The organism is Methylobacterium sp. J-026 (assembly GCF_022829585.1).
In the GTDB taxonomy this organism is placed as follows: Bacteria; Pseudomonadota; Alphaproteobacteria; order Rhizobiales; family Beijerinckiaceae; genus Methylobacterium.
The window spans coordinates 35,756-51,618 of sequence record NZ_JAKSYC010000110.1; the positions used below are offsets into that span (position 1 = coordinate 35,756).

At 71.9% G+C, this 15,863-nt stretch carries 21 protein-coding genes; 14 read left to right on the plus strand and 7 right to left on the minus strand.

Annotated elements, in window-relative coordinates:
* Positions 1-11: 11 nt before the first annotated feature.
* From MKK69_RS10545 to panB, 3 genes are all read left to right on the plus strand, one after another.
* Entirely contained in the window at positions 12-845 is an 834-nt protein-coding gene (locus MKK69_RS10545; RefSeq protein WP_243967750.1) for a quinoprotein dehydrogenase-associated SoxYZ-like carrier, read from the plus strand.
* A 3-nt stretch (positions 846-848) separates the two neighbouring features.
* Positions 849-1,445, plus strand: a complete 597-nt coding sequence (locus tag MKK69_RS10550) for a rhodanese-like domain-containing protein (RefSeq protein ID WP_243967751.1) — start codon at positions 849-851, stop codon at positions 1,443-1,445.
* 107 nt (positions 1,446-1,552) lie between these two features.
* Positions 1,553-2,371, plus strand: a complete 819-nt coding sequence (gene panB / locus MKK69_RS10555) for a 3-methyl-2-oxobutanoate hydroxymethyltransferase (RefSeq protein ID WP_243967752.1) — start codon at positions 1,553-1,555, stop codon at positions 2,369-2,371.
* A gap of 8 nt (positions 2,372-2,379) precedes the next feature.
* Here the strand turns inward: panB and MKK69_RS10560 are convergent, their stop codons facing one another.
* On the minus strand, positions 2,380-2,940 hold the full coding sequence (locus MKK69_RS10560; protein ID WP_243967754.1) for a sugar O-acetyltransferase: 561 nt from the start codon (positions 2,938-2,940) through the stop codon (positions 2,380-2,382).
* 153 nt (positions 2,941-3,093) lie between these two features.
* Between MKK69_RS10560 and MKK69_RS10565 the strand changes: the two genes are divergently transcribed.
* Positions 3,094-3,369 (plus strand): BrnT family toxin, encoded by a 276-nt coding sequence (locus MKK69_RS10565; protein ID WP_243967755.1) that lies wholly within the window; start codon positions 3,094-3,096, stop codon positions 3,367-3,369.
* Positions 3,338-3,616, plus strand: coding sequence for a helix-turn-helix domain-containing protein (locus tag MKK69_RS10570; protein WP_243967756.1), 279 nt, complete (start codon positions 3,338-3,340; stop codon positions 3,614-3,616). Before MKK69_RS10565 ends, MKK69_RS10570 begins: the two co-directional genes overlap by 32 nt.
* A 45-nt stretch (positions 3,617-3,661) precedes the next feature.
* Here the strand turns inward: MKK69_RS10570 and MKK69_RS10575 are convergent, their stop codons facing one another.
* Positions 3,662-4,657, minus strand: a complete 996-nt coding sequence (locus MKK69_RS10575) for an NUDIX hydrolase (RefSeq protein WP_243967757.1) — start codon at positions 4,655-4,657, stop codon at positions 3,662-3,664.
* A gap of 251 nt (positions 4,658-4,908) precedes the next feature.
* Here MKK69_RS10575 and thiE point away from each other — a divergent pair, with 251 nt between their 5' ends.
* From thiE to MKK69_RS10610, 7 genes are all read left to right on the plus strand, one after another.
* Positions 4,909-5,613 carry a thiamine phosphate synthase gene (thiE, locus tag MKK69_RS10580; RefSeq protein ID WP_243967758.1) on the plus strand — a complete coding sequence of 235 codons (705 nt, stop codon included), beginning with the start codon at positions 4,909-4,911 and terminating at the stop codon, positions 5,611-5,613.
* Positions 5,610-6,440 carry a bifunctional hydroxymethylpyrimidine kinase/phosphomethylpyrimidine kinase gene (thiD, locus tag MKK69_RS10585; protein ID WP_243967759.1) on the plus strand — a complete coding sequence of 277 codons (831 nt, stop codon included), beginning with the start codon at positions 5,610-5,612 and terminating at the stop codon, positions 6,438-6,440. The genes thiE and thiD overlap by 4 nt, the downstream gene beginning before the upstream one ends.
* Positions 6,441-6,564: 124 nt before the next feature.
* On the plus strand, positions 6,565-7,191 hold the full coding sequence (locus tag MKK69_RS10590; protein WP_243967760.1) for a helix-turn-helix domain-containing protein: 627 nt from the start codon (positions 6,565-6,567) through the stop codon (positions 7,189-7,191).
* Between the two features lie 86 nt (positions 7,192-7,277).
* The gene (locus tag MKK69_RS10595) at positions 7,278-7,454 is read left to right on the plus strand and encodes a hypothetical protein (RefSeq protein WP_243967761.1); all 177 of its coding nucleotides are present in this window, start codon (positions 7,278-7,280) and stop codon (positions 7,452-7,454) included.
* Between the two features lie 78 nt (positions 7,455-7,532).
* Positions 7,533-7,685 (plus strand): hypothetical protein, encoded by a 153-nt coding sequence (locus MKK69_RS10600; RefSeq protein ID WP_243967763.1) that lies wholly within the window; start codon positions 7,533-7,535, stop codon positions 7,683-7,685.
* Positions 7,682-7,984: a hypothetical protein gene (locus tag MKK69_RS10605; RefSeq protein ID WP_243967765.1), complete on the plus strand. Its 303-nt coding sequence runs from the start codon at positions 7,682-7,684 to the stop codon at positions 7,982-7,984. Before MKK69_RS10600 ends, MKK69_RS10605 begins: the two co-directional genes overlap by 4 nt.
* Before the next feature lie 6 nt (positions 7,985-7,990).
* Positions 7,991-8,482, plus strand: coding sequence for a GNAT family N-acetyltransferase (locus MKK69_RS10610; protein WP_243967766.1), 492 nt, complete (start codon positions 7,991-7,993; stop codon positions 8,480-8,482).
* A 283-nt stretch (positions 8,483-8,765) separates the two neighbouring features.
* Here MKK69_RS10610 and MKK69_RS10615 read toward each other — a convergent pair whose 3' ends face one another.
* The 5 genes from MKK69_RS10615 to MKK69_RS10635 form a co-directional block, all read right to left on the minus strand.
* Entirely contained in the window at positions 8,766-9,347 is a 582-nt protein-coding gene (locus MKK69_RS10615) for an ABC-type transport auxiliary lipoprotein family protein (RefSeq protein ID WP_243967767.1), read from the minus strand.
* 121 nt (positions 9,348-9,468) lie between these two features.
* Positions 9,469-10,551, minus strand: a complete 1,083-nt coding sequence (locus MKK69_RS10620) for an MlaD family protein (RefSeq protein ID WP_243967768.1) — start codon at positions 10,549-10,551, stop codon at positions 9,469-9,471.
* A gap of 98 nt (positions 10,552-10,649) precedes the next feature.
* Positions 10,650-11,435, minus strand: coding sequence for an ABC transporter ATP-binding protein (locus MKK69_RS10625; RefSeq protein ID WP_243967769.1), 786 nt, complete (start codon positions 11,433-11,435; stop codon positions 10,650-10,652).
* 22 nt (positions 11,436-11,457) lie between these two features.
* Positions 11,458-12,594, minus strand: a complete 1,137-nt coding sequence (locus tag MKK69_RS10630) for an ABC transporter permease (RefSeq protein WP_409564796.1) — start codon at positions 12,592-12,594, stop codon at positions 11,458-11,460.
* 65 nt (positions 12,595-12,659) lie between these two features.
* Positions 12,660-13,835, minus strand: coding sequence for an MFS transporter (locus tag MKK69_RS10635; protein ID WP_243967771.1), 1,176 nt, complete (start codon positions 13,833-13,835; stop codon positions 12,660-12,662).
* 117 nt (positions 13,836-13,952) lie between these two features.
* Between MKK69_RS10635 and MKK69_RS10640 the strand changes: the two genes are divergently transcribed.
* Together MKK69_RS10640 and MKK69_RS10645 are read left to right on the plus strand one after the other, a co-directional pair.
* Positions 13,953-14,927 carry a hypothetical protein gene (locus tag MKK69_RS10640; protein ID WP_243967772.1) on the plus strand — a complete coding sequence of 325 codons (975 nt, stop codon included), beginning with the start codon at positions 13,953-13,955 and terminating at the stop codon, positions 14,925-14,927.
* Positions 14,928-15,070: 143 nt separating this feature from the next.
* Positions 15,071-15,511 (plus strand): DUF1489 family protein, encoded by a 441-nt coding sequence (locus MKK69_RS10645; RefSeq protein ID WP_243967773.1) that lies wholly within the window; start codon positions 15,071-15,073, stop codon positions 15,509-15,511.
* Positions 15,512-15,863 lie beyond the last annotated feature (352 nt).

Genomic DNA, 15,863 nt, shown 5'->3' on the forward strand with positions numbered 1-15,863 from the left:
GGAGACACGCCATGACCTCCAGGATCAACAGGACCGTTCTCGCCCTCGGGCTCGCCCTCGCGGCGACCGCCGTGACCGGGCCGCTCGCCGGCGCCGCGCGGGCCGCGGGCGCCTCCGACACGGATCAGGAGCGGGCCGCCCGCTGGCACGAGATCGCCACGTCGATCTTCGGCGACCGCGCGATCACGCCGACCGACAGCCTCGTGAAGATCGATGCGCCCGTGCGCGCCCTCGACGCCGCCCTGGTGCCGATCACCCTGACCATGCCCAAGGACGGGCAGATCAAGGCGGTGTCGCTGATCATCGACGACAACCCGGCGCCCTACGCGGCCCGGTTCGCGTTCGGCCCGGCCGCCGACCCGGCGGAGCTGAAGCTGCGCGTGCGGGTCAACAACTACACCGACATGCACGCCGTGGTGGAGACGCAGGACGGCAAGCTCTACGAGGCCAAGCAGTTCGTGAAGGCGTCCGGCGGCTGCTCGGCCCCGATGGGCATGAGCGACGAGGAGGCCATGAAGGGTATGGGCGACATGCGCATGAAGTTCGCCGACGCCCAGCCCGGCCAGCCCGTGGAGGCGACGCTGATGGTCCGCCACCCGAACTTCTCCGGCATGCAGATGAACCAGGTCACCCGGGACTTCACGCCGGCCCGCTACATCGACAAGATCGTCGTCTCGGCCGGCGATCAGACGGTCTTCACCCTGACGGGCGACATCTCGATCTCCTCGAACCCGGTGATCAACTTCGCGTTCAAGCCGGACGGCAAGCCGATCCAGGTGGCGGCCTCCGACAACCAGGGCGGGCACTGGCAGCACAGCTTCACCCCGCCGAGCCCGACGAACTGAGCGATGCGGACCGCAGGCCCGATCGTCCGGATCGCAGCGGCCCTGGCGGCGCTCGGCGGCCTCGCCGCCGCGCCGGCCGATTCCCCCGTCAACGTCCCGGAGCCGGAGGGGCTCTATGCCGGTCCACCGAAGGGCTATACGCCGCCGACCCTGACGGGCGCGGCGGTGCTCGACGCCGGCGCCGTCGCCGCCCTGCTGGCGGGGCCGGACAAGCCGGTGCTGATCGACGTGGCGGCGCCGGACCGCAAGCCGTCGAACTTCCCCGCCGGCCGCCTCTGGCTGCCGGTGCACCCCTCGATCCCGGGCGCGGTCTGGCTGCCCGAGGCCGGGGCCGAACCCCTGGCGCCCGAGCGCGAGGCGCTGTTCTACGCGCGCGTCGCCGCGCTGACCGGCAACGACAGGGCCAAGCCCGTCGTGGTCTTCTGCCATGTGGAGTGCTGGGGCAGCTGGAACGCCGCCAAGCGGCTGGTGCGCAAGGGCTATACCGGCATCCGCTGGTTCCCCGAAGGCGTCGAGGGCTGGCAGGACAAGCATGAGACCGCGGCCTTGCGCGTCGATCCGGCCTGGCAGGCGGGGACCGAGCCGCAGGCGGGGCGCTGACCCGGGGGGCAGGGCGGTGTAAGAAGCGCGACGAGGCCTGACACGCGCGTCTCCTTCCCCCCTCTGCGGGGGAGGGAGACGCGCGGATACCGAAAGGGATCTGAACCATGTCGCAGGTCGTGCAGTCCCGCCGGCTCCGGGCGATCGATATCGGCAAGCGCAAGGCCGAGGGGCGCAAGATCATCGCGCTCACCGCCTATCACGCCCACACGGCCGGCATCGTCGACCCCTATTGCGACTTCATCCTGGTGGGCGATTCCCTCGGCATGGTCATGCACGGGATGGAATCGACCATTCCCGTGACCCTGGAGATGATGATCCTCCAGGCCCAGGCGGTGATCCGCGGCACCGAGAAGGCGCTCGTCGTGGTCGACATGCCGTTCGGCTCCTACGAGGCGAGCCGGGAGCAGGCCTTCCTGAACGCCGCCCGGGTGCTGAAGGAGACCGGCGCCGGGGCGATCAAGATGGAGGGCGGGGCGCATTTCGCCGAGACCGTGGCGTTCCTGGTCCAGCGCGGCGTGCCGGTGATGGGCCATATCGGGCTCACCCCCCAGGCGGTGAACACGATGGGCGGCTTCAAGGTCCAGGGCCGCGCCCCCGACGACGAGCGTCGCCTCCTGGAGGACGCAAGGGCGATCTCCGAAGCCGGGGCCTTCGCGATCGTGCTGGAGGGCATCGTCGAGCCGGTGGCGCGCGCCATCGCGACATCGCCGCGGGTCACGGCGGCCACGATCGGCATCGGCGCCTCGGCGGTCTGCGACGGGCAGATCCTGGTGCTGGAGGACATGCTCGGCCTGTCCGAGCGCACGCCGAAATTCGTGCGCCAGTTCGGCAGCCTGCGCGGCCATATCGAGGAGGCCGTGAAGGCCTATGCCGAGGAGGTCCGGGCCGGGCGGTTCCCGGCCGAGGACCACACCTACGGGTAGGGGCGCCGTCAACCCCGCGGCAGCGGCCGGGCCGGGTTGCCGACGACGGTCGCGCCCGCTGGCACGTCGCGGGTGACGACGGCGCCCGCGCCGATGATGGCGTCGTCGCCCACCGTGACGCCGGGCAGGATCAGCGCGCCGCCGCCGATCCAGACATTCGCCCCGACCACGATGGGCCGGCCGGATTCGACGCCCGCCCGGCGCAGCGCCGGATCGCGCGGATGGTCGGCGGTCAGGAACTGCACCCCGGGGCCGACCTGGGTGAGGTCGCCGATCGACACGGGGGCAACGTCGAGGATCACGCAGTTGAAGTTGAGGAACACCCCGTCGCCGATCGCGATGTGCTGGCCGTAATCGCAGAAGAACGGCGGCCGGATTACCGCGTCCGCGCCGACATGGGCGAGGAGTTCGCGCAGGAGGACGCGCCGCTCGTCGGGGGAGGCGTCCAGGGTGGCGTTGTAGCGGACCATCCAGGCGCGGGTGCGCCGCGCGTCGGCGGCGAGTTCCGGGTCGCCGGGCCGGTAGGGCTCGCCGGACAGCATTTTTTGCTTTTCGGTTTTGGTCGTCATGCGGTTTCTCCTGCGGTGCCGGGCGGGGGGCCAATCCTGTGCCTGCTTGATGGCCTCGGCCTGCCGAAAGCCACGGCGACAGGCCGAGGCCATTGCAGGGGCGTTGAGAGCGACCGTTGATGATCATACGGAAATTCCGTATCGTCTCGCTCGATGACGGCCGACCGGTTCGCTCCCACCAAGGATGCGATCAACCGCGCGAAGTACAAGCTGTCCCTGGCATTCGGCGACCGGATCTTCGAGGACGGTGATCATCTGCTCATCCCCTCCATTCGGGAGATCGACGGAGAGGAACGGTTCAAGGTGGTCGGGCTGGTGGAGGGGACGCTGTTCACCGGCGTTTTCGTCTGGCGGGCGGACCGGGCGCGTTTCATCCCGGTGAGAAGGAGCAACACGGGTGAAGAGCGAGCCTATCGCGCTGCCGGCTGATCCGGCGGACGCCGAGGATTTCGATACGACGGCCGAGGCGCTGGACCGCGGTCAGCGTGCCCGCCTGATCCGCAGGACGCGCACCGGGCTCGGCCTGTCGCAATCCGAGTTCGCCAGCCGCTTCCGGGTTCCGATCGGCACGCTGCGCGACTGGGAGCAGGCGCGGACCGCCGCCCCGGATTTCGCCATCGCCTACGTGCGGGTGATCGGGCAGCATCCGGAGATGGTGGCGAAAGCCGTCGCCTAGGCGATCATCGACCGGGTGCTCCCAGCCCGCAGCAGCCGAGCCCCATTACCCCACCCGCCGCAACGGCAGCCGCAGCCCCGGCGCGGGCCGCTCCAGAAGCACCTCCCGGCGGAACCGCACCAGCCGCGCCGGCCGGCCGGCGGCGCCGCTGGTGACGCTCTCGGTCTCCTCAACCAGCCCCTGCTGCGCCACGAGCCGGCGAAAATTCTGCTTGTGCAGCTGCGTCCCCGACAGGGCCTCGACGGTCTTCTGGAGCTGGAGCAGGGTGAATTCCGGCGGCATCAGCTCGAACACCACCGGGCGGTACTTGATCTTGCCCCGCAGCCGACCGATCGCCGTGGCCAGAACCCGCCGGTGGTCGAAGGCCATGGGCACGCCGGCCGGGTCGTTCGGGAGCGCCGGGCCGGCATTGCCGCCGGCCTCCGGGATCAGCCCGGCCTCGAACAGCAATTCGTAGCGCTCCAGCACGCGCTCCTCGTTCCAGGTGCCGCCGTTCATGCCGAAGGTCAGGCCCAGGCGGTCGAGGCGGCGGGTCCGGGTGGCGCGGTCCTCGGGCTCCCCTGCCCAGGCGGAGAGCCGTTCCGCGATGGCGTCGAGCTGGGGCGGACGACCGTTGCGGAAATCCTCGTAGGGCAGGTAGCGGTACCAGTTCTGCCAGGCCGCCTCGGCGAGGCCGGCCGGGCGCTCCTCGCGGACCAGGGCGAGATAGGCCACCGAGAGGGAGTGCACCTCCGCCATGTCCGAGGCCCCGGAACGGTCGCGGTCGCCGAAGGTGTAGAGCTGCTCCACGTAGCCGAGGCGCTGGTGCGTCTGCCGCTCCACCCAGGCGCGCAGGCCCCGCTCCAGGGTGGCGTGCTCGGGAACCAGCGGACCGGCCGGCAGGCCGTCGCCGCGGCCCGGCGCCTGGTCGGGCACCCGGATCGTGAGGGCGCGCGGCTCCCCCCCGGTCGCGGCGACGATCACCGCGACGAGGCCTACGGAGGAGCGCTCCGGCGGGGCCTGCGCCCCGCGCGCACCCGTCTGCGCCGCGGCACCCTTCATCGTCCCTCGACCGCCTCTCCCCGCCGATCCGCCCTAAGATCTTGATCCACCGCGCGCGCGTCCGCCGACCGGCATCCGCTCCGGCGGCGCGCGCTCTATAGGGGGGCAGGATCGCCGCGCGTCAACGCCGCCGTTGACCGCGCGGCACCGGCGCATGGGACACGCTTGCCAAGCCGGCGGGGGCTGCCCAAACAGGGCCGCCCGGGACGGGCCGGCGCGGCGCCGGTCGGGGCGGGGGCCGAGCGACAGCGATGCCAGAGCGCGCGAACGCCGCATCGACCGGGGGCCGCGCGGTCGACCTGCGGCTCTACGGTCTCCTCGATGTCGGAATCTGCGGCGGCGACGGCGACCGGCTGGGGCGGCTCGGGGCCGAGGCGGTGGCGGGGGGCTGCACCCTGCTCCAGTACCGCGAGAAGGACATCCCGGACGCCCGCGCCGCCCTGGCGCGGATCCGGGCGATCCGGGAGGCGGTGGGCGGACGGGTGCCGGTGCTGGTCAACGACCGGGTCGACCTCGCCCTCGCCGCGGGGGCGGAGGGCGTGCATCTCGGCCAGGGCGACCTCCATCCGGCCGACGCCCGCCGCCTCCTGGGGCCGGACGCGATCATCGGCCTCACGGTGAAGACGGCGGCCCAGGCCGACGAGCTGTACCGGCTGCCCGTGGACTACGCCTGCATCGGCGGCGTGTTCGCCACCACCAGCAAGGACAACCCCGACCCGCCGGTGGGCCTCGACGGCTTTTCCAGCATCGCCTTCCGGGCGCGCCTCGCCCGGGGCGCGGGCCTGCCCCTCGGCGCCATCGCGGGGATCGGCCCGGAGAACGCCGCCGCCGTGATCGCCGCCGGGGCGGACGGCGTCGCGGTGATCACCGCCCTGTTCGGGGCGGACCCGGTGCGCCCGCGCGCCCGGGACCTGCGCGCCCGGATCGACGCCGCCCTGGCGGAGCGGACGCGATGAGCGGCCCGATGAGCCGCGGCCCGGTGCCGATCGCCGTGACCATCGCGGGCTCGGATTCCGGCGGCGGCGCCGGCATCCAGGCCGACCTCAAGACCTTCTCGGCGCTCGGCGTCTACGGCGCCAGCGTGATCACGGCGCTGACCGCGCAGAACACCGTCGGCGTCCAGGGCATCCACGACGTGCCGGCGGCGTTCGTGGCCCGGCAGATCGACAGCGTGTTCTCCGACCTCGCGGTGCGCGCCGTGAAGATCGGCATGCTGTCCCGGCCCGCGGTGATCGAGGCGGTGGCCGAGGGTCTCGCGCGCCATGCCGGGGCGATTCCCGTCGTCCTCGACCCCGTGATGGTCGCCACCAGCGGCGACCGGCTGATCGCCGACGACGCCGTGGCGGCGCTCCGGGACCGGCTGATGGCACGGGCCGACCTGATCACCCCCAACCTGCCGGAGGCCGCGGTGCTGCTCGGCGAGTCGGTCGCCGAGGATGACGCCGCGGCGGTGGCGCAGGCCCGGCGGCTCGTGGCGCTCGGCGCCCGGGCGGTGCTGATCAAGGGCGGCCACGGAACGGGGCGGGAGAGCATCGACCACCTCGTGACGGCGGACGGGACCCTGCGGACCCTGGCGGCGCCGCGGATCGCCACCGCCAACACCCACGGTACCGGCTGCACCCTCTCGGCCGCGGTGGCGGCGGGCCTCGCCCGGGGGCTGACCCTGCCGGAGGCGGTGGCCGGCGCCAAGGATTACCTCACGGCCGCGCTCGCCGCCGCGGACCGCCTGGGCGTCGGGGCGGGCCACGGGCCGGTCCACCACTTCCACGCCCTCTGGCCGTAGACCGGGCGGGCGGCGGCGCTTTCCAGTGCGCCGAGCCCCCTCCGCCTTGCGCCCGGGCGGCGATTGCGTTTGAAGAAGCGCACGATCGTTCGGATAACGGAACGGCGCAGGCGGACCGGAGATCATGCAGGATCAGGCGGAACGGCCCGACCGGGGACGCGGGCGCGACCTGCTGACCGGGGCGCAGGTGCTCTCCGGCCAGCTTGGCAAGACGATCCAGCGCCTGCGCAAGGCCTACAACCTGTCGCTCTCGGAACTCGCCGAGCAATCGGGCGTGGCCAAGTCGATCATCAGCCAGATCGAGCGCAACGAGACCAACCCGACCCTGGCGACGATCTGGCGGCTCTCCCAGGCCCTCGACGTCTCGATCGAGCGCGTCCTGGCGGCGGGCGACGAGGAGCCGTTCATCGAGAAGACCTCCCGGGCGGACACGCCGATCCTGGTTTCCGAGGACGGCAAGGTGCGGCTCGCCATCATCGGCTGGCTGAAGACGATCGAGTGGCTGCAATGGTACGAGGTCACGGCCGATCCCGGCGGGGTTCTCGATTCGGACCCGCACCAGCGCGGCTCGGTGGAATCGCTGTCGGTCGCCGAGGGGGCGTTCGAGGTGGAGATCGGCGGCATCGTGCAGCGGGCCCGGGCCGGCGAGACCCTGCGCTACCGCTGCGACCGGCCCCACCTCGTGCGCTGCACCGACGGACCGGCGCGGGCCACCATGGTGGTGATCCTGAAGGCCGCCGTGATGGAGTGAGGAACCAAGCGGTCGTCTTGCGCGGACGCGCTGCCTGAAACAATCTCTAACGCCGAACGGGATCTATCAGAATCAGAGGCGGCTCGGTGGAGCGCATCAGGCGGTTGCTCTTCGACCATCCGCTCATGAAAGCACTCGGCCTCGGCCTGCTTGGTCTGGTTGGCACCGTGCTGTCGGGCGCTTACATCTTTGAGATCACGACGACACGCGACGGAGTACAGACTCTCGACTGGAGTGCAACGCCACACAGCCGCTCGTTCTAGCTGCTCCTGATCGTCCTCCTGGGCATGGGGTTATACGAGTGGGGCGCCGCCCGCTCTGAAAATCGGGTGCGTCGCGCGTTGAGCGAGACAGATGTCCTGGGCATTGCGTTGCAGGAACTGGTGGGGCCGATGATCGAAGCGGCAAAACGCGATATCCGAGACGGGAAGCTGCGCACGCTCGACGATATCAAGCGCATGTTCGGATCCGAGCCGGGGGATCGCCAGACATGAACGCAGTCTTCACCCAGCACGCCGTCGATCACATGCGCGCGCAGGGCCTCAAAACCGTCGATGTGGATCGGCTTCTTCAACGAGTCGAGCGTGTCGCGCAGGATCGCGAAACACTGACGCATTCGGACGATGTCGTTCGCCTGGGTATGCTCAGCGGCGAGGAGGCTTTCCTCGTTCGCGCCGGTGACATGAGAGCCGTCCTGGCGGTCACCCGCGACCGTCCGGAGCGGGTCGTCGTGGTCGGTGTGTATCGAGCCGACGAGACTCTGCCCGCGTTCGAACTTGAGCCGCGTAATTAGATCGGCATGGCTGGTAAGCAGGCGGTCTTCGTACGTCCCGCCACGCCGGCAGATTTGCACGTCCTGGTCACGCTGAACGCTATCGTGCAGGCGCTGCACGTGCGGCTGGAGCCGGACGAATTCAAAGCCGAGGTCGATGCGGCCGAGTTGCGGGCCTTCTTCGCGAGCCTCCTCGACAAGCCCGAGAACGACCTTCTGATCGCCGAGCAGTCCGCCGAGCCGGTCGGCTATCTCTGGTACGAGTTGCAGGAACGTCCGCCCACGGTGCTCACGCAGGCGCGCCGGCGCATCTACATCCAGGACATCGCGGTCCGGGAACCCGCCCGCCGTGCCGGCGTGGCGACCGCGCTCCTGCGCGCGGTGGAAGCCGCGGCCACGGCTCTGCAGGTGGATCGCCTCGTCCTCGACGCGTGGACGCGGAACGAAGAGGCCCTCCGCTTCTTCCAGGGGCGCGGCTTCCGGCCGTTCAACGTCGTGCTGGCCAAGGCGCTGCGGTAGAGCGCGCTTTCGCCGAGACAGGTCCGGCGTCGGCGAGGCCGCTCAGCCGCAGATCATAGGGCGTGTCCGAAAAGGCCCCGCCCGTCCAATCCTCCACCTCATCCTGACGCGCCGGAGCGCAACGAAGACATCGAAGGAGCCCTCCAGCCGGCCGCGCGATCCCTGAAGGACCTCCTTCGAGGCCCGCTGGCGCGGGCATCTCAGGATGAGGGCGTGGATGGGACGCCATCCTTCCAGAGGCGCACCGTCTGACGATGCCAGAGCGTTTGCGGACGATGCGGCCTCACCGCCCCGTATTCACCCACCGCACCACGTCGGCGAGCACGGTGATCAGCGCCTGATCGAGGGCGTGGGCGCTGGTACCGGCATCGATCTTGGCCACGGGGACCCGGGCCGTGAAGATCCGGGCGGCGGTCACCTTGCCGGTGCCGTCGGCCACGAGCTTCAGCGACAGGTCGACCACCGCCTCGCCGGTCCCGGCCTGGACGTCGAAGGCGCGGATCTCGCTGATCAGCTGGTAATCGGCCACGACCTTGTCGCCGGGCCGGCTCACCGAGCGCAGCCGACCGGAATTCTCCAGGCTCTGGATGATCCGCGTCTGGATCAGGCGCGGCAGGCGGTCGGCCCATTGGCCGCCGCCCAGGAAGGAGAGGGCGCCGCCGGGTTCGCGCACGATGATCCGGTCGGCCTCGAAGGGCTGGATGCCCACCGGCTCCGAGACCGCGATCGAGCGGACGGCCGCGACCGGCCGGCCGGCCGCGGGCAGGGCGGCTAGGTCGAAGGTGAGGGGCGCGGCGCCGCCGCCGCAGCCGCCCAGCAGGGCAGCGAGCAACGTAGCGGCGGCGATGTGGGACGAGCGGACCATACACGCAACCTGAAAAGCCCCACCGGCGAACGGCGGAGCTGTATAAGCTATGCGGTTAAAACTACGCCGCCGCGGCATCCGTGCCGTGCGACGGGACACATCGGCCCGGCGACCGGTGATTTCACCGACCGCCGTTGTATTCCGGCAACGACGGCTTGCCGCCGAAGATCACCTGGCTCGGGTCGCGCTCCAGGCTGCGGACCGTGCGGTTGAGGGTGCTCAGGGTCCGTTGGCCGTCCCCGGACAGGGCCTCCACCTCCCGGCGGCCGGTGCCGCTGAGCCGGCCGAAATTGGTCGCGATGCTGGCGGTGCGCTTGTCGAGGTTCTCCGACATCACCCGGAAGGCCTTGCCGGCGTCGCGCACCGAGACCGCGGCGGCGCGGATCTCCGAGAAGGTGCTGGAGCCCTCCTGGCCCGAGGCCGAGCCGAGGAAGCCCTGGGCGCCGTTGAGCACCGCGTCGATCTTGTCGGCCGAGGCGTTGAGCTTGGCGGCGAGCGACCGGGCGTCGTGCAGGCTCCCCTCGATGTCGGGGCTGGCCTTGGACAGGGCCTCCGAGAAGCGGTCGGCGTTGTCGATCACGTGGCCGAGCTTGGCGCCGTCCACCGCCTTGACCAGGGCCGAGATGTTCGGCCCGGCATCGGCCAGCGTCTTGGAGAAGGTCTCGACGTTGGTGAGCGAGCGGTTGATCGCGCCCTCGTTGGCCGAGACCAGCCGGTCGAGGCGGGCCAGCATGTCGTCGGCCCGCTGCGCCACCTGGCGGGCGAGCGCCATCATGTCCTGCATGTCGGAGGAATCGGCGAAGATCGTCGGCGGCTCGCCGTTGGCCATCGGGGTCAGCGCCGGCGCATCGGCGTTGCCGCCCGACAGCGAGATCACCGAGACCCCGGTGAGCATCGCGGAATCGAGGCGGGCGCGGGTGTCGGCCCGCAGCGGCGTCGCGGGCTCGACCTTGATCTGGGCGAGCACCCGGCGCGGATCCTGCGGGGCGAGGCGGATATCGGTGACCTCGCCGACCTTGATGCCGTTGAAGTTCACGCTGGACCCGCGCGACAGTCCCCCGACCGAGCCGGAGAAGACGATCCGCACCGTCTGGCTGACCTGCCGCGACGAGCCGCCGGAGAGCCACAGCACGGTGCCGAAGCCCGCCAGGATGACGGCGATGGTGAAGGCCCCGATGAGGGCGTAGTTCGCGCGGGTTTCCATGCGCTCAGCCTGTTCTTCTGCCTGGCGGACGGGACCCGTCCGGGCGTCGGGCCTCAACTCCCGGACAGGAGCGGGGCGGGATCGGGATGGGGAAGCGGTCAGGCATGGGCCGCCGCACCGCCCGTGGCGATGGCCCGGGCGCGCTTGCCGTGGAAATAGGCGCGCAGCCAGGGATGGTCGCTCGCCAGCATCTCGTCGATGGTGCCGGCCGCGATGATCTGGCCGTCGCCGAGCGCCGCGATGCGGTCGCAGGCGGTGTAGAGGCTGTCGAGGTCGTGGGTGACCATGAAGACGGTGAGCCCCAGCGTCTCCTTCAGGGTCGAGACGAGGTCGTCGAACTCGCCCGCGCCGATCGGATCGAGGCCCGAGGTCGGCTCGTCCAGGAACAGGATCTCGGGGTCGAGCGCCAGGGAGCGGGCCAGAGCCGCGCGCTTGATCATGCCGCCCGACAGTTCCGAGGGCAGCTTGTCGGCGGCGTCGGGCTTCAGGCCGACCATCTCGATCTTGAGGCGGGCGAACTCGTCGAGCAGGCGCTCGGACAGGTTCAGGTGCTCGCGCATCGGCACCTGGATGTTCTGCTTGACGGTGAGCGACGAGAACAGGGCACCCTGCTGGAACAGAACGCCCCAGCGCTGCTCCATCCGCCGCCGCTCGGCGTAGGTCAGGTCGTCCACGTCGCGGCCGAACACCTCGATCGTGCCGGCCCGCTTCGGGTTGAGGCCCAGGATCGTCCGGGTCAGCACCGACTTGCCCTGCCCCGAGGGCCCGACGAAGCCCAGGATCTCCCCGGCCCGGATGTCGAGGTTCAGGCCTTTCAGGATGTCGCGGTCGCGGAAGCCGACCACGAGGTCGCGCACGCGGATGATCGGGGCGGGGGCGGTCATCGAGGCATCCATCGGGGCGGCCTCAGAAGTCGATCGCGGCGAAGAACACCGCGAACAGGCCATCGAGGACGATGACCATGAAGATGGCCTTCACGACGGAGGCGGTGACGTGGCGTCCCAGCGATTCCGCCGAGCCCTCCACGGCGAAGCCCTCGATGGTCGCGATGATGCCGATGGTCAGCGCCATGAACGGCGCCTTGATCAGGCCGACCATGACGTGGTGGATGCCCACCGCCGCCTGGAGCCGGGCCAGGAACTGGTCGAGGGTCAGCCCGCCGTAGAGCATCGCGGTGAGGCCGCCGCCGGCGAGCGCCGCGATGTCGCCGATCAGCGTCAGCATCGGCAGGCCGATCATCAGGGCCAGCACCCGGGGCACGATCAGGATCTCGACCGGGTCGAGGCCCATGACCCGGAGCGCATCGACCTCCTCGCGCATGCGCATGGAGCCGATCTCGGCGGTGATCGCCGAGCCCGAGCGGCCGGCCACCATGATCGAGGTCAGGAGCACGCCGAGTTCGCGCAGGATCAGCAGGCCGATCAGGTTGACCACGAAGGTCTGGGCGCCGAAGCGCTGGAGCTGGAAGATGCCCTGCTGGGCGACGATGCCGCCCACCAGGAACGAGATCAGCACGATGATCGGCGTGCCGTTGAGGGCCACCTGCTCGATCTGGTTGACCAGGGCCGTGCCCCGGAAGGTGCCGGGCCGCAGGGCGACGCGGCCGCAGGCGGCGATCAGCTCGCCCAGGAAGGCGAGGGCGGTGACGAATTCCTGCCCCCCGCGCACGGTCCGGCGCCCGGTGGCATCGAGCCATCCCACGATCCGGCCGTGGCGCCGCGGCGGCGGCGCCTCGGGCTCGCGCAGGCGGACCTCGCCCAGCAGGGTGCGGTGCTCGGACCGCACGCCGAGATAGGTAAGGCCGCCCCCGGCCCGCTCGATCTCGGCGCGGGTGCGCTCCAGGACCCAGGCGCCCAGGGTGTCGAGGCGCTCGATCCCCGCCAGGTCGAGGGCCACAGGCCCGGCCCGGCCGGCCGCCGCGATGCGCGCGGCCGCGGCCTCGACGGCGGGCGCCTGGTCGGCGGTCCAGCGGCCGTCGAGCGCCAGCCGGCCGTCCGACGTCCGGTCCCGCACCGATGCGCCCGCCAAGGCGGCGGGAACAATGCCCTCGCTCAGCAAGACTTCACTCCTCGATCGAGGCACCACCCTGCCGGGCGGTTATGTCGACATTACGGTTGACGATCCGTGTCCGCCCTCACCCCTGCCGCAGGGCGGGCGGCGAGGGCGAGCCCGAGGCCCGCGGCGGCCAGCGGCGCCATCAGCAGGAAGGCGAGGGGGCCGCCGGCCCGGTAGGCGAGGCCGCTCACCAGGGTGGCGACCACGGAGATGCCGGCATTGACCGCGCTGAGCGTGCCCTGCGCGCGTCCGCGGGCGCCCTCCGGGGCGTAGGCCGAGACCGCCGCCATGGCGCCGAGCTGCGTCGCCCCGAAGGTCAGGCCGTGGAGGGCCTGCAGCGGCACCAGGGCGGCCAGGCGGTCGCCGAGCAGGAACATCCCGATCGCCCGCAGGATGGCGGCACCCCCGCCGAGGGCCAGGAGCCGCACCGGGCTGCGCCACGCCGCCGGCAGGGCGGGCAGGGCGGCGAACAGCGCGATCTCGGCCAGCACCCCGGTCGCCCAGAGCGATCCGACCCAGGCCGCCGGGATGCCGCGATCAATCCAGTAGATGCTGCCGAACCCGTAGATCGCGCCGTGGCTCGCCTGGATCGCCGCGGCGGCGCCGATGCAGAGCCACAGGATCGGCGGCAGGCGCGGCCGTCCGGCGCCGGCGGCGGGCTGCGGCAGGGCCGCCACCGCGCGGCTGCGCCACGCCACCAGGGCTGCCCCGAGGGCGAGGCCGGTGAGCAGCAGCGGCACCGCCAGCCGGCCGCCCAGCGCCGAGAGCAGGAGCCCGCCGGCGAGGTTCGCCAGCAGGAAGGCGACGGAGCCCGCCATCCGGATCCGGGAATAGGCGAGGCGGGCGTCCCGGCGCACGGCCGCGAGCGTCAGGTAGTCGATGCAGGGCACGAGCGGTGCGCCGGCGACCGCGTTGAGCACGATCAGCGCGGCGAGCCAGGGCCAGGCGATCGCCGCGGCGGTCGGCATCAGCGCGTAGGTCAGGCTGAGCGCGAGGCTGCCGAGCAGGATCATCCGGCGGGGCCCGAGCCCGCGGTCGAGCAGGCTCATCAGCGGCGCGGTCGCGGCGATCCGGGTGGCGATCGGCAGCGCCAGCAGCACGCCGATCACCCCGGCATCGAGCCCGAGGGCGTCGAGCCAGACCGGCATGAACGGCATGGCGATGCCGATCTCGGTGAAGACCACGGCGTAGAGCAGCGACAGGCGCGCCGGGCCGGACGGGCGGGGCAAGACGGGCTCGGGGGCTTTCGGGGAGGCCCGGCGGCGGGCCGCCCCGTAAGTGCCCGTTAAACGGATCCTGTCAAATTGCCGCGGTGTCGCGCTCGCCGCGGGCGTTCAGGGAAGCTCATGTCCAGTCCCGCCACCCCGAGCCCGAACGCGCCGGCCGAGTACGACGCCATCGCGGCGACGATCGCCGCCTCCGAGCGCGGGCGCTGGTTCCTGGCCGAGCATGCCCGCCGCAACCGGGGGGCCGAGACCGAGACGCTGCTCGGGGCGATCGCCCGTCTGGAGCGGAACGTCGTCGCCGACCGCGGCCACGAGGCGTTCGGACAGATGCGCGGCAACCTCGTCGAGATGGCCGAAGCGATCAGCCGGACCAAGAGCGAGATCGCGGCGATCAGCGCCGCGGACCACCAGCAGACCCGTCTGACGCAGGCGTCGCTGGCCCTCGACGGGATCGTGCGCGAGACCGAGCGGGCGACGTCGGACATCCTCGGCTCGGCCGAGGCGATCCAGGAATCCGCCTGGACGCTGCGCGAGCGGGGCGCCGATGCGGCGGCCTGCGACGCCCTCGATCTGCACGCGACCGCGATCTACACGGCCTGCTCGTTCCAGGACCTCACGGCGCAGCGCACCGCCCGGATCGTCTACACCCTGCGCTACCTCGAAGACCGCCTGTCGGCGATGATCGCGATCTGGGGCGACAGGGCCGCGCGGGTGCCGTCCCCGCCCGGCGCCGGGACAGGCGCGCGGGCCGGCGCCGGGGAGGCCGAGGCGGGCGATCTCTGCCAGAGCGACATCGACCGCTACATCAGCATGGAGGTCCCGGCGGTGACGGCGGCCGCCCTCGTGGCCCGGCCGGGGAGCCCGGCGCTGCACGAGGATCTCGTGTTCCTGCCGGTCTCGGACGGCGCCCAGATCGGGGCCGACGCGGACAGCGAGCCGGCCCGGGACGCGCACGAACTCGACTGGGCCGGGATCGTCGCGGCCGCCCCCGCGCCGGGCGGGATGCGGACGGAGGCAGGGCAGGGGGAGGCGGCGCTGAGCCTGGCCGAGATCGACGCCCTGTCGCCGGAGCAGCGGCTCGCCCTGTTCGCCTGACCGGCGCGCCGCATCGTGAACGGGCCGGCGGCGCCCCGGATGGGGCATCCGCCGGCGCGCAGGTGGTCCGGAAGACCCGGTCCCCCTTCGCCCGATCATGCTCTATCAGGGGCCCCCGCCGAGACAACCGAGACCGCGCGCCCGTGGCCCTGCACCTGATCAAGCTCTGCGTCGGCCCCGCCTCGATCGCCGATCTCGAAGCGCGGCAGGCGCGGGTCCTGGCCGAGGCGCTCCGGGAGGGGCGGGCGGCCGCGCCGTCCCACGTCACCCGGACCCTGCCCAAGCGGCACCGCGAGATCAGCGGCCAGGGCTCGATCTACTGGGTGATCCGCGGGACCCTCTCCTGCCGGCAGGCGATCACCGCGATCGAGCCGGTGACGGGCGAGGACGGCATCCCGCGCTGCCGCCTGGTCTTCGATCCAAGCCTCGTCCCGGTGGCCCCCCGGCCCTGCCGCCCGTTCCAGGGCTGGCGCTACCTCACGGCCCACGATGCGCCGGCCGACCTCGGCGCGGCGGCGGCGGGCGACCTCGCCGAGATGCCCGAAGCCCTGCGGCGGGAGCTGGTCGGCCTCGGCTTGCTGTGACGGCGCCGCCCATCCCGGGGCAGGCCGGCGGGACGCGTCACAGAACCCGGCCCTTTCAAGATGTGTCCGGAGGTGCCGGGACACCGACCAGGCGCGGGATCCTCCTCACCATCGCTACGATGTTCACACATTGGCTCGGGAAGGCGCGACAGCCCCCCTCTCCTGTGGCGGACCAGCGAATTCACGCTTCGCGTTCGGTATCATCGCCCGGTCGACGGGTGTGCCGGTCCAGCGTTGCCACACACCCTCCCTCCCCCCGCTGCGGGGGAGGGTGGCCCCTGCGTCAGCAGGGGTCGGGAGAGGGGAACCCCGGATTCCGAAAAAGGGCGCGACCGGCATGACGCGCACAGTC

What these genes read in the sequence shown, in the direction of transcription:
- MKK69_RS10610 (WP_243967766.1), top strand. Translation starts at nt 7,991, where the DNA reads ATGGCTGGTAAGCAGGCGGTCTTCGTACGTCCCGCCACGCCGGCAGAT.
- MKK69_RS10605 (WP_243967765.1), top strand. Translation starts at nt 7,682, where the DNA reads ATGAACGCAGTCTTCACCCAGCACGCCGTCGATCACATGCGCGCGCAG.
- MKK69_RS10550 (WP_243967751.1), top strand. Translation starts at nt 849, where the DNA reads ATGCGGACCGCAGGCCCGATCGTCCGGATCGCAGCGGCCCTGGCGGCG.
- MKK69_RS10590 (WP_243967760.1), top strand. Translation starts at nt 6,565, where the DNA reads ATGCAGGATCAGGCGGAACGGCCCGACCGGGGACGCGGGCGCGACCTG.
- MKK69_RS10640 (WP_243967772.1), top strand. Translation starts at nt 13,953, where the DNA reads ATGTCCAGTCCCGCCACCCCGAGCCCGAACGCGCCGGCCGAGTACGAC.
- MKK69_RS10575 (WP_243967757.1), bottom strand. Translation starts at nt 4,657, where the DNA reads ATGAAGGGTGCCGCGGCGCAGACGGGTGCGCGCGGGGCGCAGGCCCCG.
- MKK69_RS10560 (WP_243967754.1), bottom strand. Translation starts at nt 2,940, where the DNA reads ATGACGACCAAAACCGAAAAGCAAAAAATGCTGTCCGGCGAGCCCTAC.
- thiD (WP_243967759.1), top strand. Translation starts at nt 5,610, where the DNA reads ATGAGCGGCCCGATGAGCCGCGGCCCGGTGCCGATCGCCGTGACCATC.
- MKK69_RS10565 (WP_243967755.1), top strand. Translation starts at nt 3,094, where the DNA reads ATGACGGCCGACCGGTTCGCTCCCACCAAGGATGCGATCAACCGCGCG.
- MKK69_RS10545 (WP_243967750.1), top strand. Translation starts at nt 12, where the DNA reads ATGACCTCCAGGATCAACAGGACCGTTCTCGCCCTCGGGCTCGCCCTC.
- thiE (WP_243967758.1), top strand. Translation starts at nt 4,909, where the DNA reads ATGCCAGAGCGCGCGAACGCCGCATCGACCGGGGGCCGCGCGGTCGAC.
- MKK69_RS10615 (WP_243967767.1), bottom strand. Translation starts at nt 9,347, where the DNA reads ATGGTCCGCTCGTCCCACATCGCCGCCGCTACGTTGCTCGCTGCCCTG.
- MKK69_RS10620 (WP_243967768.1), bottom strand. Translation starts at nt 10,551, where the DNA reads ATGGAAACCCGCGCGAACTACGCCCTCATCGGGGCCTTCACCATCGCC.
- MKK69_RS10625 (WP_243967769.1), bottom strand. Translation starts at nt 11,435, where the DNA reads ATGACCGCCCCCGCCCCGATCATCCGCGTGCGCGACCTCGTGGTCGGC.
- panB (WP_243967752.1), top strand. Translation starts at nt 1,553, where the DNA reads ATGTCGCAGGTCGTGCAGTCCCGCCGGCTCCGGGCGATCGATATCGGC.